21 protein-coding genes and 4 pseudogenes are annotated in these 24,638 nt (G+C 52.8%); 12 read left to right on the forward strand and 13 right to left on the reverse strand.

Annotated features, from left to right (window positions below; translation table 11 throughout):
- Positions 1 to 102 precede the first annotated feature (102 nt).
- A complete protein-coding gene (umuD, locus tag J122_RS07755; protein WP_058091796.1) occupies positions 103 to 546 on the forward strand; it encodes a translesion error-prone DNA polymerase V autoproteolytic subunit in 444 nt (147 codons plus the stop codon).
- Positions 543 to 1,292 carry a CLCA_X family protein gene (locus J122_RS07760; protein ID WP_058091795.1) on the forward strand — a complete coding sequence of 250 codons (750 nt, stop codon included), beginning with the start codon at positions 543 to 545 and terminating at the stop codon, positions 1,290 to 1,292. The genes umuD and J122_RS07760 overlap by 4 nt, the downstream gene beginning before the upstream one ends.
- Before the next feature lie 357 nt (positions 1,293 to 1,649).
- Here the strand turns inward: J122_RS07760 and J122_RS21115 are convergent.
- The 10 genes and pseudogenes from J122_RS21115 to J122_RS07805 form a co-directional block, all read right to left on the reverse strand.
- Positions 1,650 to 1,745: pseudogene (locus tag J122_RS21115) on the reverse strand (transposase domain-containing protein); the annotation flags it as partial.
- A complete protein-coding gene (locus tag J122_RS07765) occupies positions 1,746 to 2,756 on the reverse strand; it encodes a zinc-dependent alcohol dehydrogenase family protein (RefSeq protein WP_058091794.1) in 1,011 nt (336 codons plus the stop codon).
- A 55-nt stretch (positions 2,757 to 2,811) separates the two neighbouring features.
- Complete coding sequence (locus J122_RS07770; RefSeq protein ID WP_058091793.1) at positions 2,812 to 3,108, reverse strand: ArsR/SmtB family transcription factor; 297 nt, start codon at positions 3,106 to 3,108, stop codon at positions 2,812 to 2,814.
- A 330-nt stretch (positions 3,109 to 3,438) separates the two neighbouring features.
- Complete coding sequence (locus tag J122_RS07775) at positions 3,439 to 3,846, reverse strand: TetR family transcriptional regulator (RefSeq protein ID WP_058091792.1); 408 nt, start codon at positions 3,844 to 3,846, stop codon at positions 3,439 to 3,441.
- A gap of 205 nt (positions 3,847 to 4,051) precedes the next feature.
- Positions 4,052 to 4,657: pseudogene (locus tag J122_RS07780) on the reverse strand (cytochrome c oxidase assembly protein); the annotation flags it as partial.
- 22 nt (positions 4,658 to 4,679) lie between these two features.
- A complete protein-coding gene (locus tag J122_RS07785; RefSeq protein WP_058091791.1) occupies positions 4,680 to 5,318 on the reverse strand; it encodes a DsbA family protein in 639 nt (212 codons plus the stop codon).
- 44 nt (positions 5,319 to 5,362) lie between these two features.
- A complete protein-coding gene (locus tag J122_RS07790) occupies positions 5,363 to 6,364 on the reverse strand; it encodes an arsenic resistance protein (protein ID WP_206769037.1) in 1,002 nt (333 codons plus the stop codon).
- A gap of 33 nt (positions 6,365 to 6,397) precedes the next feature.
- Positions 6,398 to 7,306, reverse strand: coding sequence for a cation diffusion facilitator family transporter (locus tag J122_RS07795; protein ID WP_008169406.1), 909 nt, complete (start codon positions 7,304 to 7,306; stop codon positions 6,398 to 6,400).
- Positions 7,307 to 7,403: 97 nt separating this feature from the next.
- On the reverse strand, positions 7,404 to 7,919 hold the full coding sequence (lspA, locus tag J122_RS07800) for a signal peptidase II (RefSeq protein WP_011786687.1): 516 nt from the start codon (positions 7,917 to 7,919) through the stop codon (positions 7,404 to 7,406).
- Between the two features lie 4 nt (positions 7,920 to 7,923).
- Positions 7,924 to 8,820 (reverse strand): cation transporter, encoded by an 897-nt coding sequence (locus J122_RS07805; protein ID WP_058091790.1) that lies wholly within the window; start codon positions 8,818 to 8,820, stop codon positions 7,924 to 7,926.
- Positions 8,821 to 9,004: 184 nt separating this feature from the next.
- Between J122_RS07805 and J122_RS07810 the strand changes: the two genes are divergently transcribed.
- A complete protein-coding gene (locus J122_RS07810) occupies positions 9,005 to 9,289 on the forward strand; it encodes a KR domain-containing protein (RefSeq protein WP_058091789.1) in 285 nt (94 codons plus the stop codon).
- Positions 9,290 to 9,319: 30 nt separating this feature from the next.
- Here the strand turns inward: J122_RS07810 and J122_RS07815 are convergent.
- Positions 9,320 to 10,482, reverse strand: a protein-coding gene (locus tag J122_RS07815; RefSeq protein ID WP_156471733.1) for an IS3 family transposase whose coding sequence is annotated in 2 segments (ribosomal slippage) — positions 9,320 to 10,227 and positions 10,227 to 10,482 — 1,164 coding nt in all. Because the reading frame shifts where the segments join, the coding sequence is not laid out codon by codon here.
- A gap of 91 nt (positions 10,483 to 10,573) precedes the next feature.
- On the opposite strand from J122_RS07815, the pseudogene J122_RS07825 reads away from it, so the two are divergent.
- The 5 genes and pseudogenes from J122_RS07825 to J122_RS24785 form a co-directional block, all read left to right on the forward strand.
- Positions 10,574 to 10,906: pseudogene (locus J122_RS07825) on the forward strand (porin); the annotation flags it as partial.
- 248 nt (positions 10,907 to 11,154) lie between these two features.
- Positions 11,155 to 11,823: a hypothetical protein gene (locus tag J122_RS24770; protein ID WP_227510122.1), complete on the forward strand. Its 669-nt coding sequence runs from the start codon at positions 11,155 to 11,157 to the stop codon at positions 11,821 to 11,823.
- A gap of 270 nt (positions 11,824 to 12,093) precedes the next feature.
- Positions 12,094 to 12,552 carry a hypothetical protein gene (locus J122_RS24775; protein ID WP_227510123.1) on the forward strand — a complete coding sequence of 153 codons (459 nt, stop codon included), beginning with the start codon at positions 12,094 to 12,096 and terminating at the stop codon, positions 12,550 to 12,552.
- 73 nt (positions 12,553 to 12,625) lie between these two features.
- The gene (locus J122_RS24780) at positions 12,626 to 13,333 is read left to right on the forward strand and encodes a hypothetical protein (RefSeq protein WP_227510124.1); all 708 of its coding nucleotides are present in this window, start codon (positions 12,626 to 12,628) and stop codon (positions 13,331 to 13,333) included.
- Positions 13,334 to 13,371: 38 nt separating this feature from the next.
- Positions 13,372 to 14,037: a hypothetical protein gene (locus J122_RS24785; RefSeq protein ID WP_227510125.1), complete on the forward strand. Its 666-nt coding sequence runs from the start codon at positions 13,372 to 13,374 to the stop codon at positions 14,035 to 14,037.
- 159 nt (positions 14,038 to 14,196) lie between these two features.
- On the opposite strand, the gene J122_RS07840 is transcribed toward J122_RS24785, so the two are convergent.
- A complete protein-coding gene (locus J122_RS07840; RefSeq protein ID WP_061331736.1) occupies positions 14,197 to 15,510 on the reverse strand; it encodes a sensor histidine kinase in 1,314 nt (437 codons plus the stop codon).
- A gap of 144 nt (positions 15,511 to 15,654) precedes the next feature.
- Between J122_RS07840 and J122_RS21125 the strand changes: the two are divergent.
- From J122_RS21125 to J122_RS07865, 4 genes and pseudogenes are all read left to right on the forward strand, one after another.
- Positions 15,655 to 16,954, forward strand: a pseudogene (locus tag J122_RS21125) (IS1380-like element ISMaq4 family transposase).
- A 333-nt stretch (positions 16,955 to 17,287) separates the two neighbouring features.
- On the forward strand, positions 17,288 to 18,505 hold the full coding sequence (locus J122_RS07855) for a TolC family protein (protein ID WP_061331738.1): 1,218 nt from the start codon (positions 17,288 to 17,290) through the stop codon (positions 18,503 to 18,505).
- 24 nt (positions 18,506 to 18,529) lie between these two features.
- A complete protein-coding gene (locus J122_RS07860) occupies positions 18,530 to 19,780 on the forward strand; it encodes an efflux RND transporter periplasmic adaptor subunit (protein ID WP_061331739.1) in 1,251 nt (416 codons plus the stop codon).
- Between the two features lie 14 nt (positions 19,781 to 19,794).
- Positions 19,795 to 22,992 carry an efflux RND transporter permease subunit gene (locus J122_RS07865; RefSeq protein WP_061331740.1) on the forward strand — a complete coding sequence of 1,066 codons (3,198 nt, stop codon included), beginning with the start codon at positions 19,795 to 19,797 and terminating at the stop codon, positions 22,990 to 22,992.
- Between the two features lie 88 nt (positions 22,993 to 23,080).
- On the opposite strand, the gene J122_RS07870 is transcribed toward J122_RS07865, so the two are convergent.
- Positions 23,081 to 24,448, reverse strand: coding sequence for a sensor histidine kinase (locus J122_RS07870; protein ID WP_227510126.1), 1,368 nt, complete (start codon positions 24,446 to 24,448; stop codon positions 23,081 to 23,083).
- Positions 24,449 to 24,638 lie beyond the last annotated feature (190 nt).

The raw sequence follows: 24,638 nt of genomic DNA on the forward strand, positions 1-24,638 counted from the left end.
CTGCACTATTCCGAGTATAAGGCATTGTGCCCAGCGATGGGTTGACCTGCTGATATTGTCTCGCCAAAATACTGTATATTCAGACAGTATCCGGTGTAAAGCATGTCCTGCATTCTGCTTGGTGACTTTGAGTCCTTCTCTCGCCTGAACATTCCGATGTTTCTGGAGCGGGTCTCCGCTGGCTTCCCATCGCCGGCGGAGGACTACGTTGAGAAAACCATTGACCTGAACGAGCTGTGCATCCAGCACCCGGCTGCCACGTTCTTTGTGCGAGTTCAGGGGGAGTCTATGGTTGAGGCGGGCATCTATCCCGGCGATGTCCTGGTGGTAGACCGATCACTGCGGGCCAGGCATGGAGATATCATCATCGCCAGCCTGGAAAGCGAGATGACGGTCAAGCAGTTGCATTTGACGCCACCGCCCGTTCGCCTCCTTCCAAGGAATTCAGCGTACCGGCCTATTACCGTCGAGGGCGATATGGTGATGGAGGTGTTTGGTGTGATCACCAATGTCATCCGGTCACTCAAGCGGGGAGGGCAGGGATGACACCTGAATCGGCAGTCTCCTTTGTCACCGTAAGACGACGGTTCGATTTTCGCAGCATCGAGGTCGGACGCTGGGTGACGCCCCAGGAGCGGGACCGGGCATCCGGCCGGTTCGATCAGGCGCTGTGTGATTTGATGACGATCCTGCGAGGACCGGAGCCATTGATCTCCCTGAGGAGCACGCTGGGCCTGCAGTATGGCATCGGCGGCCGGCTGGGCGTGGCCGCGCACTACATTCCCGCCACCCGGCAACTGGCGCTGGCCAAGAACGCTGGTGCGGGTAGCCTGGCGCATGAATGGTTTCACGCCTTTGATCACTACATGGGTGGCAAAGCTTACCGGAATGCCGGACCGTGCGGCTTCGCTTCAAGTGCCTGGCTGAACAGCGTAAGCAGTAAACCGCATCCACTGAATGAACGGCTAGCCGCCTGCTTCCAGGCCATCATGCTGACGGAGGACGGCACTGCACCCAGCACTTTGTTCCGGGCCTCCCAGGTGGCTGATCAGCACTTGAAAACGGTTTATTACGCCAAACCGGAGGAGCTGTGCGCCCGCGCCTTTGAAGCTTTTATTGAAGACAGTCAGCCGTGTAACCGATTTCTGGTAAACGGAACCGTTCACTCTGATGAAGCCAAGGCGGGTCTGTATCCGCAGGGCGAGCATCGCCAGCGGATCAATGACACCTTTCAGTGTTACTTTGCGGCGCTCGGGGCTGCGTTGTACCGGGAACAGGCCAAAGCCGGATGAGGAAGCCTGTGTTCGCCTTGGTGGATTGCAATAATTCCGGGGCTTTACTAACAGTTAGATGCGATTTTTTCTAGAGAATACAATCGGTTAGGCTAGGTAGCTTTTTTCACGTTTTTTGTTTTTGAGGTGGTCGTCGCACGTTAATCGGGCTCTGCCCATCCGCTATCCATGTGGCTCCAAAGATCAGGCATGGAAGGGCATGGCAGGACTCCACGCGGCAATCGAGTTTCTGGCTGGGTATTACACAGACTTGCCCGCCCGTTTGCATCCGACCTGACCAGTCCTTTGGGCCGGATTCGACCAGCACGCTTCTTGATCATGACCGGCAGAAGACGACCCATTGCTGCCGGTTGCGACAGGCAGCAATGGGCCAATCTCTCTCGTCCGCTGCGTCGGCAGCCGTGTCAGCACATCTTTGAGATAGGCATACGGATCATGCCCATTCATGCATGCTTAGATATCCAGGCAAATTTTGCCGAAATGCTGGTTGGTTTCCTGATACTTGAACGCTTCGACAATCTCGCTCAAAAGGAAATGACGATCAATAATCGGGCGCATGCCATTAGCATTGATGGCTCGGATCATGTCTTGCTGCTGGCTGCGGCTACCCACCAATACACCCTGCAGACGCACTTGCTTGATCAGTGCCGGTACAAAATTCATTGCACCGCTTACGCCACTCAATATCCCGATGACGGAGATGTGACCAGCAACCCGAATTGCAATCATCGATTGCTCAAGCGTCGCAGGGCCGCCGACTTCGATGATGTGGTCAACACCACGGCCACCCGTTAGAGCGCGTGCAGTTTCGCCCCAGTTAAGGTCTCTGCGGTAATTGATCACATGATCAGCGCCTAGCGCTTTCAGACGTTCAAGTTTTTCGTCGCTTGAAGAGGTAGCAATGACGGTAGCACCGGCCATTTTAGCGAACTGCAGGGCGAAAATTGAAACGCCACCAGTGCCTTGGACGAGCACGGTGTCGCCCGGCTTGAGTGAGTCATCGGCCATCAGGGCGCGCCATGCAGTAAGGCCGGCGGTGGTAAGCGTCGACGCTTCAGCATGGCTGTAGCCAGTAGGCGCGAGGGTGAACGATGTGGCTTTGGCCGTCACTTGCTCGCGAGCGTAGCCGTCAATGCCATCACCTGGCACGCTAACAAAGCCTTCAACCAGTGGCGCACCGTTGATCCACTCCGGGAAGAAGGTGCTGACGACCGAGTCACCCACCTTGAATTCAGTGACATCTGGGCCGACAGCAATGACTTCACCTGCACCATCGGCCATGGGGATGCGTTTTTCGGCAGGGCCCCATATACCGGTGACCACCGCGAAGTCGTGGTAGTTGAGCGAGTTGGCGTGAAGGCGTACGGTGATTTCGCCACGCGCTGCGGCTCGGACTTCGCTGCTGCCAACCACAACCTTTTCATAGCCGCCACCGGGTTGGACGAAGATAGCTTTGCTGCTCATAGGGGTTTCCTTATGTTTTCTAATTACGCGAAATAACGAAATGAAAGTTTAAAAATTACAATTCGATGATCAACCTACCCGCAAAGTCATCAATCGCCTGCTCATTGCGCCGGTAGTAAGTCCACTTTCCGATGCGGGTGGTTAGCACGAAGCCTGCACGTTGCAAGATAGCTAAATGTGCAGACGCGGCAGAAGGTGAAAGCCCGGCCTTGTGCTGCAAATGGGTTACGCACACTCCTATCGCAGGATCGCCATGATCCTGAGGTGGGAAATTACTGAGTGGGTCTTTGAGCCACTCCATCATTTGCATGCGAGTGTCATTGCCCAGGGCTTTGAGCTGTTCAAGTATCATGGTCGGCAATGTTACGCTTTTTTACGAAATGTTCAATAAGTAATCTATTACCCTTCGCAAGGGTTTGAAATCAAAAAAACGCATCCAGCTGAATCGCCCCTACTTTTGTAGACGCATTGAATGACTGCTTGGACTACCCCGCTCTGGTAGACATCCCCGGTCTATGCTTGAACGTCCGCTTCTGGCCGTTCTCTGTCGGTCATGGCCACTAAGCGTGCTGGTCAAATCCGATGCAATCGGTGGTCAGGTCGAATGCAAAGGTGGTCACGTGAAATGCAATTTCGCATCTGGCGGCTCGGAACAAAAATTACAGGCCGTTTGATCTGTGGGTCACGTTTTGTGGGAGGGCAGGGCTACTATTTTAAGGTCACCGCTTCTTGCTTTTAGGGCTCGCAGTTCTGCCATCAGAACTTCATTAATCGACGCGAGGTCAGCGGTTTTCAGGCGTAGCTCTTCTAGTTCTTGGCGGAGCAGTTTATTTTTCTCGCGTTCCGCTATGAGATCCTGATGCTTTACGTCGCGTTGGGCACGACTGGAGCGGCCCTGAGCCTCGCGGATTGCCTCGGCCACATTCGGGTAGTGGTTATGGATCAACGCCGTTGAGACGCCCGCCTCACGAGCTACTGCGGCAATAGTGACTTTGGTCTCACCTGTATGGGGTCGGCCACGTTGAATGCGAGCTAACGCAAGACGTAGATCTCGCTCTCGACTGTCGGATGTCTTGCGTGTTGTTTTCATTCGTCAGCGGTCTCAGGTTCAAATTCAAGCTGTTCCAGTACATTCCGACAACGATCCAAATCACGCAGAACGCGCTGTCGACCACCTTCGCCGATGTCTTTACAGTCCAACAATCCTTTTAGGTTGTTGAAGAGACCTTGGTAGACCCCAGCGTGCTGGACACCAATCACAGAGCTGTCGCAGCCGCCACAGCGCGTTCTTTCCATTGTATTGCCGACGCGGCAGCCAGAACCAACATGCGTCTGCCATACCCCAACGATGAGGTGATCGCCGGCGGTCTTGGGTCAAAGATCAACCACCAGAAGAGAAGACCATCCAGCAACATGCTCCAGTTCATGACCCAGTACAGCTCCCGGCTGAGCATGGCGTCGAAATGGATCGATGGCCACAGCCAGAAATAAATGAGCCCAACAAATAGGAAAAGGGCGATAAAGGGCTGTTGCAGAACCTGATAAACCCAACCCAGAGGCCGTAGCGCGCGCCTCCAGCCCGGGCGGATTTTTTCAAACCAGAACCGCAGGACCGGCAACGGATTGGACAGGGCGATAAGGATAGGCCCGATGTGATGAAGAATCAGATGCTGGCCCCGATGGACGAAGAACATGTATTGCGCGTAGTAATCGAAGCGCGTCTGCATCACCGCATAACAGATCAGCACCCCCAGGGTGAACGCAAAAATCCGTAGCGAGCCAGGCCGATCCTGATCCGGCATCCGAATTAGCCCGACGCCATAGAACCCCATCACGAGCATGTAGCTCAGCACGGTCAGCGGCGAGAAATCGTAGGGTAAAAGGTAGTCAAGCAGTGACATAGCGTTGCCGGTTGTTTTGTTGTTATTTCAGTGACCCTACCTTGGATGTCACCAGGTCGTACAGTTCCTGAGGCCCCAGGCGGCTCAAGGTGTCTCCGTTAACGTAGAATGTTGGGGTTCCGGAAATTCCAACCGCCTTAACGTCCGCAGCATCCTGTTGAATAATGCCGTCAATCTCGGGTGAGTTCATACCGGCCCGAGCGGCTTCGACATCAAGTCCGGCTGACTCCGCCGCATCCCATGCTGCGGCGACCTTTGGATCATCGTGCCATTTCGGTTGTGCTTCCATAACAGCGTCCAGTACCGGCTCATAGACCCCCTGTTCACGGGCGGTTTCCAGGATTCTGACGGCCTCTTCCGAGCCTTTGTGAAACAATACGTAGCGCAGTACCAGACGCACGTTGTCCGGGTAGGCAGCCTGAATCTGTTTCACATAGGGATGCATGGCGCGACAACCTTCGCAGGATGGGTCGAAGAACTCGACAATGGTTACCGGCGCGTCCTCAGGGCCAATAACGGGAGAGTAATCCCTCACCAGTGGCGTTTTTTCAACAACGGCGGGTTCATTAGTGCCCTGGGAGCGATCGTAAATAACAAAAGCACCAGCAAAGACAACCAGACAAAAAAGAAGGAGACTGATGACCAGGGTTCGGGTTTGCACGGGAGATCTTCCTATTTTAAATGAGTTTACGGGTTTCAGATTATTCAGGTGTCCGGTAGCAGCCGACTAGGCACCCACCGCAGATAAAGCATCATTCCAAACAGTTCCAACAAAGACTGGACGACAATCACCACGACGGCCACAGCCCAGGCCTCTGGCATTGACAGTGCCAAAGGTAAAACCACGAAGGAGTTGCGTGTTCCTAGGCTGAAGATGACGGTGCGACCGGTTTCTACCGGTAATCGAAAGACCCGGCGCAGAGCCTTTCCAACCAGAGCCGCAGCTAGAAGATAGGCCGGAAATAGAATCATCAAGGGCCAGATAAGTGAGCCGGTACTGTCGATCTGGCTGACCTGTGTCATTGAGATGATGAACAGTACGACTGTCAGCAGAGGGACCGGCATCAGACCCATGAAGCGAATGAACCCGATGGCTTTTCTGGAGTTTTCGGCCCATTTTTCAGTCAGAAATGCCAGGATAAGCGGGACAATAATCAGCCCGCCAAAGGCCGGCAGGAGGTGCCGCCCAAGCTCAAGATTCACGTCGAACTGATTACCCATGAAAAGCCAGAGGTAAAGTGGAAGAAGACCCAGTTGAGCAATCAGCAGAACCGGTGTTGCCGCAATGGCTCGGGTGCTGTCCCCCTTGCCTAGGTGAGTGAAGGTGACAAACCAGTCGGTACAGGGCATCAGCAATACCAGAAGCACTCCCAACTTCAGCGCGTCATTGTCCGGCAGCGCCAATATCAGCAAGGCAGTGATCGCCGGCATGACCAGAAAATTTCCGGTGAGCAAGGCACCCATGAACCGACGGTCCCGGAACATATCAGACAGGTGGGTCAACGGTGTTTGAGTAAATGTGGCGTAGAGCAGAACTCCGAGCAACCCCCAGATTAAGTAATCCGGCACACTGTCACCGAGGGATGATGTCCAATCCACAGACAGTCCGAAAACAACAGCGATGAGGTAGGCCCAGACCTGGTGGCGTTCAATTACGTCTCGCATGGCGTGCTCGTAACCGAGTGGAATGTCGGCCATTCGCAGCATATCTGCCACACGGTACCCTTTTCAGCAGCCCTGCTAGCCATGGCCATAAGTATGGGCATCTTTGTGACTGTGATCAGGATGTTCAAACTCCAATGTTGAATGAGTGATGCCGAACTCGTTTTCCAAAGTTCGTTTTATCCCACCCTTGACTTTTTCAAGTTCATTCCAGGCACTTATTTCGACCACCACATGGGCGTCGAGGGAGGCATCATGCTCACCCATCTGCCAGAAATGTACGTGGTGAAGGTCTAAAACGCCTTCTACGTTTGATAAAGCCTCGATGACAGAATCTGTGTCGATATCCAATGGACTACCCAGCATGAGTGTCCGGATGGTTCCGCCGATTTCCGTTAGACCCAGGTAGAGAATATAGCTTGCGATACCAATTGTGATCGCGGGATCAACCCAACGCATGTCGTACAGGAGAATCAGGGCGCCGCCTACAACGACTGCAATTGACGCAAACGCATCAGACAAGTTGTGTAGAAACAGCGCACGGATGTTGACGCTGTCCTTTTGCATGGAGTAAGTAAGCAGCGCGGTCAAACCATCCACTACCAATGCGATAATGCCAAGCCAAACTACCCACCACCCCTTGATTTCCGGGGGATCTATGAATCGCATGCCACCTTCGTAGATCAAATATGCCCCGATCATTATCAAAGTGGTGTAATTTATGAGTGCCGCAACAACCTCAATTCTCCCGTAGCCAAAGGTCATCTTCGAGTCGGCCGGGCGGCGTGCAATCTTCCGCGCCGCAAATGCGATAAATAGTGACGCCATATCCGAAAAGTTGTGTATAGCGTCGGCTATCAGCGCCAAGCTGCCAGCGAAGATCCCTCCAGCGATCTGAGCCAAGGTTAGGATACCGTTCGCCCAGATAGCTACTGCAACTCTCTTATCCTTAGTATCCGGTGACATGTGAGCATGCTCGTGGCCCATTGTTTTCTCCTTGGTCGTTGCTGTTCAATTAAACGTAGTCGCAACACTCGCTAAGCCTGGCTCAGAGGGCTTAGCGAGTGTTGCGACCGCGCGAAAACTAGCCATTCTGGCGATTTTCCATGTTATTCCCGGCACCTTTCTCGGCTGTGAAGCCCGTGACCAAAATCATGGCCACGCTCAGGAGGATGAACACGTCGGCAAGGTTGAACGCCGGCCAATGCCAAGATTGCCAATGGAAATCCAGGTAATCGACAACGTAGCCTCGGAAAACTCGGTCGATGACATTTCCGAATGCACCGCCAAGTACCATCGCATAGGCCAGGGCTTCTGTTCGCTTATGGCTGTCCCGCATCAATTTGACCAGAACAGCCGAGACGACAACGGCTATCGCAATAAAAAAATATCGCTGCCAGCCCCCGCCATCGGCGAAGAGACTAAAGGCAGCGCCTTTATTCCATACGTGCACCCAATTAAAGAAAGGAGTGATCTCAACCGATTGCCCGTAAGCCATGGATTGCTGGACGAGCCATTTAATAAGCTGGTCGGCCAGCGCTACCAGTGTGGAAAAGCCGAGAAAGATAAACGTAGAAAAACTAGCACGGTGTTCAGACATCGAATTATCCTTTTAGTGCAAGGATGCGCTTGGCACCAATGAATACAATGCCTCCCACAACGCCGCCAATAACCAGATCCGGATAGTTTGAACCGGTCCAGGCAACAAGAAGCCCCGCAAGGATAACTCCCAGATTGATAACCACATCATTGGCCGAAAAGATCCAGCTGGCTTTCATGTGAGCACCGCCTTCACGGTGTTTTGCGATCAGAAGAAGGCAGCTGATGTTGGCAACGAGAGCAACAGAGGCGACGGTCATCATCATTGACGACTGGGGATCACTGCCGAACAGAAAACGCCTGCCAACCTCAACCAGTACACCGACGGCAAGGATAAGCTGGAGAATGCCAGCCACATGCGCAGCTCTGACCTGCATTTTGATGCCGTGCCCAACGGCGTAAAGAGCAAGACCGTAGACGGCAGCGTCGGCAAGCATGTCTAGCGAGTCTGCAATTAGGCCAGCAGACTGCGCGATCAGGCCCATCGTCATCTCGACCAGAAACATCAGGCCGTTGATTGCCAGCAGTATCCATAAAGTGCCGGATTCCTCAGTCTCGTTGGCATGAGACGATTCAGCCGCCCTGACGGACTCAGGGCTGGCGTCTTCTGTCTTCTGCAAGGAAGCCCCCAGACCCAGGGTTTCCAGTTTGTTGGTAATAGGTCCGGTTTCGCCTTGATGGATAATTTCCAGCTTTCGATTCGATAGGTCGAATGAGAGTGACTGAATGTTGTCAAAACCCGTGAGAGCCCTTCGAATCATTAGCTCTTCTGAGGGGCAATCCATTTTTGGCACGCTGTAGGTGCTGAGCTGGCTGCCTGTTTCGGCGGTGACGGGTCTCTGAAACTCATTGTTTACGACAGAATCTTCGCTGCCACACGGTCCATCGCAGGGTTTGCTCATTTTCGCGGCTCCGGTTCTTGCACGAGTTCCGTTATTTAAAACCCTGTAGTCACTACAGGGTCAACGTTAAGTCGTTAGTTTTTGACGACACTGGTTAATCCACCGCGATTCGACGGCTTGCGGCTTGACCCTGTAGTAACTAAAGGGTTGAACTGGAGTACGTCAAAAAGGAGTTTGAGCAACGATGAGACAGAGCAACAAGAGCGTTCTTATCCTTGGTGGCTATGGAGCTGCAGGGGCGGCTATTGCAACACTCTTGGGGCAACGGATCGAAGGCAACATTGTCCTGGCAGGCCGGTCGCTGGACAAAGGGCGCAAACGGGCGGAACAGTTAGATCGCGAAGCCGGTGCCACAGGGCGTTTCAGCGCCAGTTCAATTGATGTGGCTGATGCTGCGCAAGCCAGGCAATGCTCGCATGAGCAAGAATATCGTTATTGTGGCATGCGATCTTTCCATGTCTGCTATTGAGAATCTGGTTCAAGGCTGTATCTGTAGTGGTCAACTAATCCCGGACAGTATTTTAAGGTTTTCCTCAGCTGCAACAGGCGAAATGCCGCCGTTGAATGCGTGAGGCCGCTGCCGGTTGTAGTAGTCCATCAGATAGCCACCAACATCTCTTTTTGCCTCAGGCAGATTTCGATAACCCAGGGCCGGTATCCACTCAGATTTCAGACTTCGGAACAGTCGCTCCATCGGTGCGTTGTCCCAGCAGTTGCCACGCCGGCTCATGCTTTGTGTCATTCGATAGCGCCAGAGCCTCTGACGGAACTTGCGACTGGCGTACTGACTGCCCTGATCCGAGTGGGACATGACTTTCTCTGGCTGACCACGCTGTTCCCAGGCGTGATCCAGAGCTTTTACAACCAGGTCCGCATCCGGACTGGATGACATTGCCCAGCCAACAACTCGCCGGGCATATAGGTCCAGCACCACAGCCAGATAGCTCCATCGCTGGCCGCTCCAGATGTAGGTGATGTCACCACACCAGACTTGGTTAGGCCGTTCTACTGCAAACTCCCGGTCCAGATGGTTCGGGATATCTGGTCGTTCAACGGTAGCCTGCTTGTAGGCATGAGGGCCTGGCTGCTTACAGATCAGCCCCAACTCGCTCATCAGTCGTCGAACTTTAAAGCGACCAACGACAACGCCTTCCTCGCGGAGCAAGCCTATGATTGTACGACTGCCGGCAGAGCTGCGGCTCTTGGTAAACAGGCGGTTTACCTGAGCCCTCAGGGCCAGGCGCTCCACATCTACACGGTTCCGCCGTTGGCGGTACTCGTAATAGCTGGAACGACTGATATCAAACGCTTCACAGACCAGTTCAATTGACTCCTGCTCCCCCAACCGGTCTATCAGCGCGTACCATTCATCTCGTCCGACATCAAGAGAGCTGTAGCCTTTTTTAATATTTCTTTCTCTCGCTCCAGGCGATTGCAGCGGGCTTCCAGCTCCTGAATACGTCGCTGCTCCGGGGTTAACGCCTTGCCTTTCGGAGTGACGCCCTTACGCTCGTCCGTCAGTTGTTGAACCCAACGCCGAACAGCGCTTTCACCAACTCCCAGAGACACGCTGGCCTGCGGAATCGTGTAACCTTGATCCAGCACCAAGCTGGCTGCTTCCTGTTTGAACTCAGGAGAAAAAGAACGTCGCTTTCTGGTCATCAGACACCTCGTTTATGGTGGCGATCTTACCACCTACGTTGGTGTCCGGAATCATTGAACCACTACAGATTCAAGTGGCGATAGTCGTCTCAATATCCTGCGAACCGTAGGGAAGGTCCGATTAAGCAACTTCGAAATCGGCGCAGTTTACCAGTTGGCAGAAGAAAGCGATGGCCCTGGAGAAGATACGTCTTATCTGGTTGGTGGTGCCGTTAATCTTGAGCGTTGGAAGATCAAGGCACAGTACGGACTGACCGAAGCCGAGACAACAAACGAGGAGCTAACCCTGCTGGCCTTGGGGCTCGATTATAAACTGGCGAGCAAGAGTAAGGTCTATGCGTATGTGTCTCAGGTGGAGGCGGACTTGGCCGACTCTGAGGACTCCACATTTGGTGTGGGCTTCGAGCATAAGTTTTCCATGTAGAGTCGAGCGTGATCGCTGAATACAGGGGGACCGACGTATCTGAAATCTTTTCCGGATTTCAAGCTCATTTAAGGTTCGTGTGAGAGTCTACTTGTGAGTTAACTAAGGTTATTTAATGGCGGGAATGCTTCATTCTCGCCTTTTTTTTGACCTTTAGTTCGTTGTTCTAGCTGGTTTTAAGATTTGCGCCACGATCCGTACGAATCGGATATCACAAACAATTAAGAAAGAAACTGGAGGGGAATACGTTGAAACGCAACATTCTGGCCACTGCGATTGCAGGGATGACAACACTGTCGGGAAGTTGGGCCGCGACGGCAGCGGAGGTTGAATTCCACGGTGATATGGATAACCGCTTTCAGGCCTACACCAATCAAAGAGACTGGTTTGCTGGTGGTAACTCAGGTGGCGGTACGCTGAAAGATGACGAGCCGACCGAGAGCTTCGGCGAGGTCAAATATCGCTTCTGGGCGAAGGCAACTTCCGACGACAAGAAAGTTACCGGTGTATTCGCGACGGAGATTGGTGGCATCCGCTACGGTGAGGGGTCGGGTGGCGACTATTCCGGTGATGGTGTGAACATCGAAACACGGTGGGCTTATGTGGATTTCTTGGTGCCCAACACGCTAGACCAGCGCGTCTCGCTGGGCTTGCAGCCAGTGTCAGTGAACCGACATGTCTGGACTGAAACCGCCACAGCCGCTGTTTGGAAAGGCTCACTGGGCTCTGGATTTGACTATCAGTTGTTATGGGGGCGAGGTGACTCTTCCAATGAGAGCGGCGTCGACTCAGAACAGGACGAAGGCTGGGATGGCGCGGACAACTTCGCGATCAACCTGAACAAGCGTTACTCACCGAACCTGAGCGCGGGCCTTTTCTACCTCTATCAGATGAATGATCAATTGCTGAGGGAGTAGGTACGGTAAATAGCAGGGAATATGAACTGAAGAGTATCGCTGATAACTCCAAATATTCCGTTTCCAGCGTTGGGGTGGAGCTGGATTATGATCAGGAAACGTCGCTGGGACGCATGTTCGTGAAGGGTACGGTGATTGGCCAAAGCGGCACAATAGAGGGTGTCAATTTCGTCCCTTTGAATGGTGCTACGAATCCCAATACGAACTACGACCTTTCTGGGACGCGGCGAGCTCTGGCTGCAATTTGGGCCAAACGAACTGACGTACACCGTGCTCTACGCATCGGGTGATGGCAATGAGCAAGATGCGGACTTCGACGCCTTCATCGCCACGGATGTCGACTTCAGCGACAGTATGATTTTTCAGGAAAACATGACGAGCGATGACTACTTCGCCGAAACGCCCTATATCCTCGACAAAGGGTATTTCATGAACAAGCTTCAGCTCGATCATAAACTAGCGGCCAATATTACGGTCAGCGGAATGATGGTCTACAACCGCTTGGCTGAGGATATTGCACTTGCAGATGGATCGTGCTCAAAAGATCTGGGGCTGGAATTTGGCTCCAAGGTCTCCTACTTCCCACACCCTTCGCTGGAGCTGTCGGCAGAAGCTGCATACCTTGCATCAGGTGATGCCATGGATGCGCTGGAGGAAACTGCCTTGCAGGACGGCAAAAGCGATCAGGACATTGTTCATGTTGCCGGTCGGGTAAGGTACAAGTTCTAACAAAAATGGGGTGGTGGGAGCGCCACCCCGTTTTCGTTATACGAAATGAATCCGCATTAAGTGGCTTTTTCCTATGATTACTCGTTCTGCAGTATTTGTGTTCCTGATGCTACTACTAGCTGGCGCGGTACAGGCGGTTGAGCGCGAGCATCCAGCAAAGGCAGAAGTCACTCAGGTAGATCGTGATCAAAAAGTGCTTTCCCTCAAAGTTGGCGATACTAGTGTTGAGGTGGGTGATTTATTTGTTGTGTTGCGGGAGCCTGGCGATGCAGGCATCCCGGAAAAAAACCTTGCAGTCATCGGTATCGAGAGTATCGGAAAGGATCGGGTGGTAGGGAAAGTGCTGTTTGGAGCGATGCCCTCCGTTGGCGCTGTATCGAAACGCTTCTACGGTATTCCGGCGGTGTTTACTGACAGAGTCGGCGATCCCACGCCGGTAACGCCGGCGTTGAAAGCCCGATTTCCTGATCTTTTGTGGCGGGACGAGCCAGAGGCGTCAAACGATGTGCCATTGGTGCGCTTTCAAGTTACCGGGAGAGGTCAAGCCGTTGCGACCTACAATAACACCTGGTTGGTCGGCATCGTACAGACCGATGCTGAAGCACATCGGGTAGGTTCGGTTGAGGAGGAGGCTTTAGCATCTCCATTTGCCAGACTGCCCATCAACGCAAAGTCGTTGTCCGCGCTTCGTTCTGGCAGCGATTACTATTTTGCGGCGGAGCATGGAAACAAACTCAGCTTTTTTCATGTTGATTCCAGAGGGGGGCTGTTCAGAGCCTGACGTCCATTGAGGTGCCCCGTCGGGAGAAAGTCATCCGAATGGACTGGTACGTTTCAGAAAACTCATACTACCTCATTTTGAATCAGTGGAATGGCCGTCGCGTTTCAAGTTCTTTGATCCAGTTGGCCGAGGGGAAGGCCGAAGCCATCGGTTTCATTCCCTTAATATTGGGATTGCAGGATTTGGATGCTGACGGCCGCCGGGAAACTATTCTCGGGCAGTCTTTCTACTCAGATCAGGGGTTTGGTTCAGAGGTTTATCAAATATCAATCTCACCAAACGGGCCTGATCTTGATAAGGTCGATCATGAAAAATTAAGCCGATACACGCCAGTGTTTCGGGTAATCGATGCCGTTGTTCAGAGCAAATCGGGACCTTTGAATATGGTGACCGTCTCTCAAGGGGAGGTTTCATTTTTTCCTGCTGGCACTGAGGGGCCCCGTCTGGGCTATGAGATTGGAAACCGGGTGGCGGGCACGAGTATGACTTACGACGTGTCGCCTGAGCTGGTGTTTAGTCCGAGGCAAACACTGTTTTTGCCGAACCTCCTAGTACGCTCTGGTGAGGGTGCAGTTAATATTGGGATTCCACAGGAATCCAGTGCAGCCGAAGATAGGATAGGTGTTTATGAGACGCGAGTTGATTGGTTGACACTGAGATTCGGGAAATCTCCCAAAACGCAGTCAACAAGTCTTCTAACGTAGGCTCCGGTGTCCCCCATATCAGGCAATACAGGGTTATTCTTTATGTCGCCTGATGAAAACTCAGTTCAAAGCGACAGTTTTGACGTTGAGACGTTGGTGTATCGGGGTGCTATGCCTGCTGGTCGCTGACTAAAGCTGGATAAGTTGCCCTTGTAGTCGTCAAATGCTTCTGGGAAGCTCGATTAGAACCCGAAGACCGCCTTTAGGTGATGTTGAGAAGTGCATGGCGCCACCGTAGTCATTTATGATTTCCTGAACGATTGATAGACCAAGGCCATAGCCAGGGGTTGTTTCATCCAGTCTTTTCTGGCGCCTGGTAAGATCGGCAAGCTGGTGTGAAGCCACTCCTGGGCCGTCGTCTTCAACAAGAATAGTCAAAGTGTCATCGTTAAGCTTCAAGTGTAAATGCACTTCCTGAGAGCACCATTTGCTAGCGTTATCAAGCACATTGCCCAAGATCTCATTAAAATCACGCTCATCAATTGGCCAGACAAGCTCTCTGGGTAATGTTTCTTGAAGATGGATCTGTTTGTAAGGATAAATTCGACTGACTACGTCCACCAGTGCCAGAGCTCTCTCAATGATTGGTGTCGCCTTTCCAATGTACTGACCGGACATTTCGGTTTTTCTCATTTGAGTGTCGATCAGCTCGTGCATTTCAGACAGTTGAGACTTAATTTGACTCGCGAATGTGGTGGGAATGGCTTCGTCATTGATCATGGAGTTTATGACGGAAAGGGGGGTTTTTAAGCTATGAGAAATATCTGCGGCTAGGTGGCGTGAACGGGCAAGTTTTTTGTCGTACGACTCTAATAGACGATTAAGATGTTTGACAAGTTCATCGAATTCTTCAGGTACGCTCTCATCCAGTCTATTACGCTCACCCTTTTTAAGCGAAGTTAATTGGGCGCTCATCATTTTTAAAGGTTTTAGTGCGATAGTTACCCCAATAAATATGATCATTGATATCGTAACGAGAATTATAAACGATATGATCCATATAATAACATGGATTTTGTCAAGTATGTTTGGGGAGTAGGAGCTTCTTTCAATTATAGTAACGCTTAGTTTATCTTGCCTTTTATTAAACATTTTGTAGTAGCCAAGGATTGATCGATCATCATCCGATATGTGAAAAATTCCAGGCTTTCTGAACGATTCTACCACCTGTAATTTCGGTTTAATGTTCTCGCTTGTAAAACTCCGACCTTGACTGTCTTCGATGTGGACAGAATATTGAGACAATGAAAAATTTCTGAGAGAGGATTTTGTAATTTCTTCTTTATCATTTGTTAGTATCTTTGAGAGCTGGTTAGCTGCAGCCTGTAGCTGCTGTCTGTGAAGCTCGTCATGGATATAGTCGATTAAAAGGGTGTGCGAGAAGAATATTAGCCCGGTACACGCGAAACCCGTTAGTGTCAGGAAAGTAAGCAGTTTCCGTTTTATTGAAGGGCGTTGTTGTTTTCTGGACATGTTGTCTGCCAAGCAGGTGGTTAGAATTTGTTATCGACTAAATCTAGCCCGGATTTCTCATGACGGGATAAAAGAAAGCGGCTGAAAGTGCTATAGTTTCAGGACCTTACACCGTTCACCAAGCACCAAAAGCCGCTATCCAAAATGGTACCTGAAAAACTGACCTTCTCGCCACTGTCTCGCCGTCAAATTGAAGCCGATTTCTCCGGTGGTCACATCACCTCCGATGCCGGACTGCTTTTGCTTCGGGAAGTCGACAATCAACACCAGCTCACTCAGCGCCTGGCTACGGTGCTGGACGATGCCCGTAATCCCGTGCTGGTTCGTCACAAGCTTCAAACCATGGTCCGGCAGCGGGTCTTTGGCGTGGCTGCCGGGTACGAAGACCTCAACGATCACGAAACGTTACGCTGACCAGGCACTTCAGACCGCGACTGGCGAAGAGGCCATTCTGGCGGGCAAATCAACACTGTGCCGAATGGAGCAGCGCGTAGACCGGCAGGCCGTGGTCAAGGCCCACGAACTGCTGTGGCATCACTTCATTGAACAGCACGAGACTCCACCCAAGGAAATTGTGCTGGACTTCGATGGCACTGATATTCCAGTGCATGGCGACCAGCCCGGCAAGTTCTTTAACGCCTACTACGATCACCATTGTTTCTTCCCGCTGTACGTGTTCTGCGGCCGTCACCTGTTGGTGAGCTACCTGCGCACCAGCAATCGAAGCGACAGCCGCCACAGCTGGGCCATTCTGGCCCTGCTGGTGAAGTTCATCCGGCAGTACTGGCCGGATACCCGCATCGTGTTCCGGGGTGACAGCGGCTTCTATCGCCCCCGATTGCTGAGCTGGTGCGACCGGAATAACGTGGATTACCTTGTGGGCATCAGCAAAAACAGCCGGCTGCTCAAGGAGGTGGACGTACCCTCGATGCTGGTTCGCAGGGCTCACGGGGAGTTGGGAGAAAAAGTCTCTGCCACCTACCGGTTCCAGTACCAGGCCCGAACCTGGAAACACCCCCGCTGGGTGATCGCGCGTCTGGAGGAGGGCGAACTGGGTGCCAACCCCAGGTTCATTATCAGCTCCCGTTACGACGACGGCGTTAAACTCTACTACGAGCAATACTGTGCCCGGGGTGACATGGAAAACCGGATCAAGGATCAGCAGTTGTGTCTGTTCGCAGATCGCACCTCCAGCACGCGGTGGTGGACCAATCAGTGGCGGCTGCTTCTGTCGGGCTTTGCCTACACGTTGTTCGAGCGATTACGCGCTCACCTGAAGAAAACGCCCTTCGAGCGCATGAGCGCCAGTAACCTGCGGCTGAAGCTGATCAAGGTGGGCGCGGTCATCATTCGCAACACTCGGCGCATACGGGTGTTGATGAGTGATGCCTATCCTTACAAAGACGAACTCTCTGACCTGGTACGCCGTCTGGTTCCGGGATAGAAGCCCGGGCTCCCCCGGCCCGACGCAATGGGGGAAAGGGGGCCGTGTGTCCGGACAACGGGAATTGATCACTTATTGGGCAGGCATGGCCGAAACCGACCGGCCATAGCGGTAACCAGTTCAGTCTGCGAGACTTGCCGGGGACCTATGAGAAATCCGGGTTAGCCTCATTGAGAAGCGCTACAAAGAGTTTTTAGCGACTCATATCTGAACTTTTTTTCCGAATTCAAACTCATTTCAAAGTTTGCACTTATTATCTCGATCTTTTCCTGCCTCGTCATAGGCGCCTTACACCTATGATTTTTGGCTATTAATCGCTTCGGGAGAAAGTCGATGAAGGCAAGCAAGCACTCGCCTCGGGCGTTGCTGTGTTCAGTACTATTGTCCATTCCTCTGTTCGGTCAAGCTGAGACTGTTAATTGGGCGAATTGGCTCACTGGCCAGATAAGCAAGCACCCGGAGGTACTGGCAGCGACAGAGCAGGCGGCAGCGCGGAAAGAGGACGCTGAGGCAAGCGAACAACCGCTGTATAACCCGGAGTTGTCCGTAGGAGCAGACAGAACGGGCAGTGAGAATAACTTTGAGGCAGGGCTGTCACAAACGATCGATTGGTCTGATCAACAGGGCGCATTACAGGAGAAGGCAAAGCTGATCAGGCTGTCTGCGCAAGCTGGCTTGAGCGAAGCAGTTCTGACACAAACGTCTGAATCATTGTTTGCGCTTGTCGAGTGGCGCGCCACTACGCTGTTTGAGGAAATTGCTGAATCCCAACAGCAGCGCCTGGATGCTTTGCTGGACCAGGTTGAACAGCGCCAGCAGGCAGGTGATCTGGGGCGTGCCGATGCAGAGCTTCTGTTTCTAAATCTATCCCGTCAGTTGAGCGAAGTCGCCCAGGCAAAGGCCGCAGTTGATCGGGCAGAAACTCAGGTTCAAGAACGTCTGCCGGACTGGAGGCCTCAGGATGGGGGAATCCCCGAGTATATATGGCCAGCGCTGGAGTCCCAGATTGGTGAGGCTGATCTGCTGTCACACCCGTCAATTGCAGTCGCTCGAGCCGAGTGGCAGGTGCTGAAAAGTGAGGCAGAGGTTGCGAGACGCAAAGCCACAGCATCGCCGACAGTAGGGCTGAGCGGAGGGCGTGACGGCGGCGAGAACGTGGTTGGCCTGACATTCTCGATCCCTCTGAACGTCCGTAATAACTACAGCGCTGAAATCCGGGCCGCGAATCGACGGGCTCTGGAGGCCGAAGCGCGGTTTCAGGCGCTCTACCGGAAACAACAATATGACCTGGCAGGCGCTCGCGCTTCCTGGAAGCGATACGACAAGCAACTTCGTCGATGGAAAGAACTATCCCAGGGGCGTGTGCAACGAAGTGCCGATTTGCTTGAGAGGCAGTGGCAGGTCGGCGACCTCTCCACCTCTGAGTATCTCCAGGCGCTGGGCCAGCGCGCGGAGAGCCTGAAAACCGGTATTGAACTGGAAAAGCTGGCGCAGCTGGGCCTGATTGAGCTCTTGAGCCAGTCTGGCGAACTGATCACCCCCTTCCAATAATATTCTGGAAACTGGATATTCATCATGAAAAAAGCTCTGATTTCAGTATTTGTGTTGACGCTGTTTATAGTCCCCCCTTCACTGGTACAGGCCGAGGAAGATGCTCATAGGGAGGCGGGCCATGATCATGCCGCCGGTGGCGACGATCATCGAGAAGACACCGGTGACGAGGGTGAGCATGAGGGCGGGCATGCTGAAGAACGTGAGCATGAAGAGGAAGAAGGTCATGGCCACGAAGAGGAGAGCGATGGTGGTCATGAAGAAGCAACCACCGCAAGCATCAATACCAAACAGAAAGAGCTCGCCGGCATTGAAGTAGCAACCCTCAAGAGCAAGCGCGTTGACTATGAAATCTACGCTCCCGGTGAGCTGCTGACCAACGGCTATACCAGTTATCACGTGTCCCCCAGGGTTGCCTCGGTGGTGTTGAGACGTCACGTGGAGCTGGGTGAGCACATAACCAAAGGCCAGCCGCTGGTAACCCTGTTCAGTGAGACGGTGGCACAGGCGCAGGCTGATTACAGGAAAGCTTTTCCTGAATGGGAGCGAATCAGCGGGCTGGGTCGTTCCGTGGTTGGTGATCAACGGTTTAATACCGCGAAAGCCAATATTGAAGCGGCGAGGGCGACTCTGCTTGCTTATGGGCTAAACGATGATGACATTGGTGCGTTGAAGGCCAGCGGCATGGGTAGTCTCGGTGAATACACGCTCAGGGCTCGCGTGGACGGTGCAGTGCTGACCGATGAGTTTGAGCAAGGACAAAGAGTTGAGGCAGGCCAACCGCTGGTGACTCTGGCTAATGAAAGCGAACTTTGGGTAGAGGCTCACCTGCCGGCAAACTCCGATATTGTCCTTAAGCAAGGAGCAGAAGCGGAAGTAAGAATTGCAGGCCGTGTCGCTGTGGCAACGGTATCACAGGAAGCTCATACCATTGACGCTGTGACCCGCACGCGGATTGTTCGGTTGGAGCTGGACAATCCTGAAGATCGTTTCCATCCCGGAATGTTTGCAGATGTGTATTTCCTTTTTAAAACCACGGAGCCGGTGCTTGCGGTGCCGGAGAGTGCGTTAATGCGAGGCGCCGATGGCGACTGGACGGTCTATGTGGAAGAGGCTGAAGGGGAGTATGAGCCTGTGGAAGTGGAACTGGGCCGCTCAATTGGCGGACTCCGTGAAATTTCCGGCCTGACTGCAGGCCAACGGATTGTTTCTCGGGGCGCATTTTTTGTGGCCTCTGAAATTGCCAAAGGCGGCTTTGACCCACACAACCACTGATTCCGGGAGCCATTATGTTCAACCGAGTTGTCGACTGGGCGGTTCAGAACCGCCTGTTGGTTCTTATTGCGCTTGCAGTGCTTATCGCCACGGCCGCGTTTCAGATCCCAAAACTGAATCTTGATGCCTTTCCTGACGTTACAAACGTCCAGGTCGCTGTTAATACAGAGGCGCCCGGACTTGCGGCTGAGGAAGTAGAGCAACTGATCACCTATCCCATTGAAGCGGTGATGTATGCTTTGCCGGATGTTGAGGAGGTTCGGTCCATCTCCAAAACCGGGTTGTCCGGTGTCACGGTGGTTTTTAAAGAGGGCACGGATATCTATTTCGCGCGCCAGTTGGTGTTCGAACGTTTGCAGGCCGCGCGGGAGCTGATTCCGGACGGTGTCGGGGTGCCTGAAATGGGCCCGAATACGTCCGGTCTTGGCCAGGTCTACCAGTACTTGCTGATAGCGGACCCGGATTCGGGGTACGACGCAATGGAATTGCGCAGCCTGCACGACTGGCTGGTCAAACTGTTGCTGATACCGGCAGAAGGGGTTACAGAAATCCTGTCGTTTGGCGGAGAGGTCCGCCAGTACCAGGTGAACCTGAATCCGGCTCGAATGCTGTCCTATGACTTATCACAGAACGACGTCATGGAAGCCCTGGAGAACAACAACTCCAATGTCGGTGGTTGGTACATGGGCCGCGGACAGGAACAGTTGGTTATTCGGGGTATGGGCTGGCTGGGCAATGGCGAGCAGGGCCTGGAGCAGATCCGTCAGGTGCCCGTTAAAACCAGTGACGGCATCACAGTAACCGTGGGCGATGTCGCTCAGGTGGGACTTGGCACTGAAATTCGCCAGGGTGCGGTGACCATGACCCGGAAGGACGAAGACGGTCAAGTTGAACAACTGGGTGAAGTGGTTTCTGGCATTGTACTCAAACGAATGGGGGCCAACACCAAAGCCACCATCGACGGCATCGAGGCCCGCATTGATCGCATAAACCAGGCGCTTCCGAGTGGGGTTCGTTTTGAGCCCTATTACAACCAGGCGGATCTGGTGACCAAAGCGGTAGAAACGGTGACCAATGCGCTTCTGTTGGCTTTTGTGTTTATTGCAATCGTGCTTGCACTGTTCCTGATGAATTTGCGGGCAACAACGCTCGTGCTGCTTTCAATACCGATTTCCATCGGTATTGCGCTCATGATCATGGCCTGGTTCGGCCTCTCGGCCAACCTGATGTCTCTGGGCGGTATTGCTGTGGCAATCGGCATGCTGGTGGATGGCTCTGTTGTTATGGTTGAGAATATGTTCAAGCATCTGACCCATCCCGATGCTGAGCATGACGCCCAACGGGACGAGTTGGTCGAAAACGACCCTGATCCATTGGACGCGTCACACGATGATCATGGCATTGCGCTTCGTCTCCAGGAAGCCGGTCGGGAAGTGGCCCGGCCCATCTTTTTCGCGACGGCGATTATCCTGGTTGTTTTTATGCCTCTGTTCAGTTTTGAAGGTGTGGAAGCCAAGCTTTTCCAGCCAATGGCAATCAGCATCATGCTGGCCATCGTTTCCGCTGTGATCGTCGCTCTGATCGTTGTGCCTGCGTTGGCTTCGTTTGTGTTTCGCAAGGGTATCCGGGAGCGGGAAAGCTTCGTTTTAAAACCTCTTGAGAAGCTTTATCGCCAGGGCCTTGACTGGTCGCTGAAACACACCCGATCTGTTGTCGGTGCTGCCGCTGTTCTTGTGGTGCTGGCGGCCCTGGTCGTGCCTCGACTCGGCACTGAGTTTGTCCCTGAACTGGAAGAAGGGACGATCAACCTCCGGGTGACGCTGGCCCCTTCATCAAGCCTTGATACGGCGATTGAAGTTGCGCCAAAACTGGAAGCCATGTTGATGGAATTTCCAGAAGTGACTTACGCTCTGTCCCGGGCTGGTCGAGCAGAAATAGGCGGCGATCCGGAGCCCGTAAACAACATAGAGATCTATATCGGCTTAAAACCAACTTCGGAATGGACCAGCGCCAGTAATCGCTATGAATTGCAGGCCCTGTTTGAGGAGAAGCTCGAACAGCACCCGGGGCTACTGTTTAACTTTTCTCAGCCTATCGCGACTCGGGTTGATGAATTGTTGTCAGGTGTTCGTGCGCAGTTGGCCATCAAACTCTTTGGCCCGGATCTCGATGTATTGGCGGAGAAAGGCCAACAGATCGAAGCAGCGGTCCGAACAGTTCAGGGAACACGGGACGTGGCCATGGAGCAGATTGCCGGTGAAGCGCAGTTGGTGGTTCAGCCTAACCGTCAGGCACTTTCCCGATACGGACTTGCCGTGTCTGATGTGATGAGTGTCGTCCGGGATGGGCTGGGTGGTGCCGCTGCGGGCCAGATCATCAACGGCAATGAGCGGTACGATATCTATGTGCGCCTGGCAAAACGTTTCCGGGAAGACCGGGATGCCATTGCCGATCTCAGGTTACAGGCGCCGTCCGGGGCCTGGGTGAGACTCGGTGATGTGGCTGATGTGTCTATTGAGTCCGGCCCGCCTCAGGTCCGCCGCGACGACGTCCAGCGCCGTGTGGTCATTCAGTCCAATGTGCAGGGTCGTGATATGGGCAGCGTGGTTGCCGATATTCAGGATACCATCGCGTCAGAAGTAAACCTTCCCCCCGGCTATTCGGTGGATATTGGTGGTCAGTTTGAAAACCAGCAGCGAGCTCAGAAGCGATTGACCATTGTGGTACCTGTATCTCTGGGGCTGATTGCGCTGTTGCTCTACTTTGCTTTCAGTTCGGTTGGTCAGGCGCTGTTGATTCTGGTCAACGTGCCGCTTGCCGTTATTGGTGGCGTCTTTTCACTCTGGATCTCCGGCCAGTATCTTTCAGTGCCCAGTTCCGTTGGATTCATCACACTGTTTGGTGTGGCGGTGCTTAACGGGGTCGTTATGGTCGAAAGCATCAATCAGCGAATACAGGACGGGTTGAATGTGGATACCGCGGTGTTTGAAGGTGCCGTCTCCCGTTTACGTCCTGTTTTGATGACAGCAATAACCTCGGCGCTCGGTTTGATACCGATGCTATTGTCGACGGGTGTGGGGGCGGAAATCCAGAAGCCGCTGGCCAGCGTGATTGTTGGTGGTCTCGTGACGGCAACTTTCCTAACCCTTTTTGTTTTACCGGCTCTATTCAAGCACTTCTCAAAGGCTAAACTCGAGGATATACAACGGTAGAAGGAAGGTGGAATTACAAAATTGTTGTCGCGAGCAGGGAAGGGTATTCTCGCCGTCGTAGCGGGGAGGGGGATTTATGGTTGTTGCTCTACTCTGGGAAAGGAAGCATAACTGTGATTCTGGCGCCCCCTGTGTCTGAGGATCCAATGTTCATCTGTCCGAAATTGTCTTCTAGTATTTCGGACACGATGGACAGCCCCAGTCCAAACCCAGAAACGGTTTCGTCAAGCCGGGAACCTCTATCCATCACTTTTGAGGCCGCTTCTGGATCAATCCCAGGGCCGTCGTCTGCAACTTCTATCGTTAGCCCTGAATCGGTCGGGCTAATTGAAACGTCAACCGTGGCCCGACTCCACTTCCCGCCATTTTCGAGCAGGTTACCGAATAACTCTGATAGGTCCTGACGCTCCATGGGCCAACTGAAGTTATTCGGCAAAGATGTATTAATACGAAAACTCTTGTCGGGAAAGATTTTTTCCATGACAGAGATGACGTTATTCGCTATTTCAACCGGCAAACATGTTTGCCCCATCTGCCTGCCAGATATATCTGCCTTGCTCATGCGGTAGTTCAAGGACCGGCTTAGATCCTTTAGGTTGGAGGTCATGAACTCTATGTCCTCGCGGGAGGGAGGTAACGAACCAGTGTCTGACAGGATTGCGAGATTGGCAGAGATTGAGGTCTTTACCATGTGAGAAAGATCAGAATTGAGGCGGCGATGGCGGTCAAGCCGACGACTTGCTAGTTCAAGTAGATTATTGAACTGTTTGATCAGCGGACTGAACTCCTTTGGTGCGTCAGGATTCAACCGAGGTTGTTTGCCAGATTGCAGCCGTCTCATATCGTCCTTGATGTGTTCGATCGGTTTCAAGGCCAGGTAAGTCGTGATGCCTACCAGGGCCAAGAGAACAACGAGTAACAAACCGGAGGCGGCAAGCAAGGTCATGTGAGCTCCAATGGATCGCTCAGCGAGTCCACTCTCCATTTCCAGGATGGTGATTGACGAAAGCGAATTATCAATTCCGACACCACGTTTTAATCCGAGAAGGCCATCTGCACCGTGGGATATTTCGACAAAGCCCGCCGGCTTTTCTAAAACCATACGCAACTTCGTTTGATTTACGTTGTTACTGGCAATGACGCTTCCATCTTTTATTTCAACGATGAGGGCGTGTTCCAGTAGCAATTGGAATCGATCGACCATGCCGCCGATCTCTTCGACCGTCGGCATTTCGTTTGCAATGATGGTTTGAAAACTCTCAACCTCCTTTTCAAGGCGATGTTTTCTGGACTCGTTCGAGAGCTGCTCTAACACATAGGTGTGTGAGATAAAAATAAGTAGAAAATACAAGAGGCTAAAAAAGATGCCATATTGGAGTGCAGTTTTTCGGATACTTTTCTGCGCTGTCATGAAGGTGCTTTTGTCGATTGAGCGGAAGGCTTCAGTTGAAGGCACATAGAGGTGTCCTTATCCAAAAGCATAGTTGGAATCGAAGCGTGCCGCAACGGATGCGAGCCTGAGGGAGGGCGATTCTGGTCTACAGATAGGTCTGGCCTGGTCTTATCTTCTTAGGCATTTGAATAACTCGGTTTAGTGTCATCAAAGCCGACCTGAATGGCTTTTGAGCTAGGGGTAAACGCTGAAA

The organism is Marinobacter excellens LAMA 842 (assembly GCF_001574445.1).
GTDB lineage: Bacteria > Pseudomonadota > Gammaproteobacteria > Pseudomonadales > Oleiphilaceae > Marinobacter > Marinobacter shengliensis.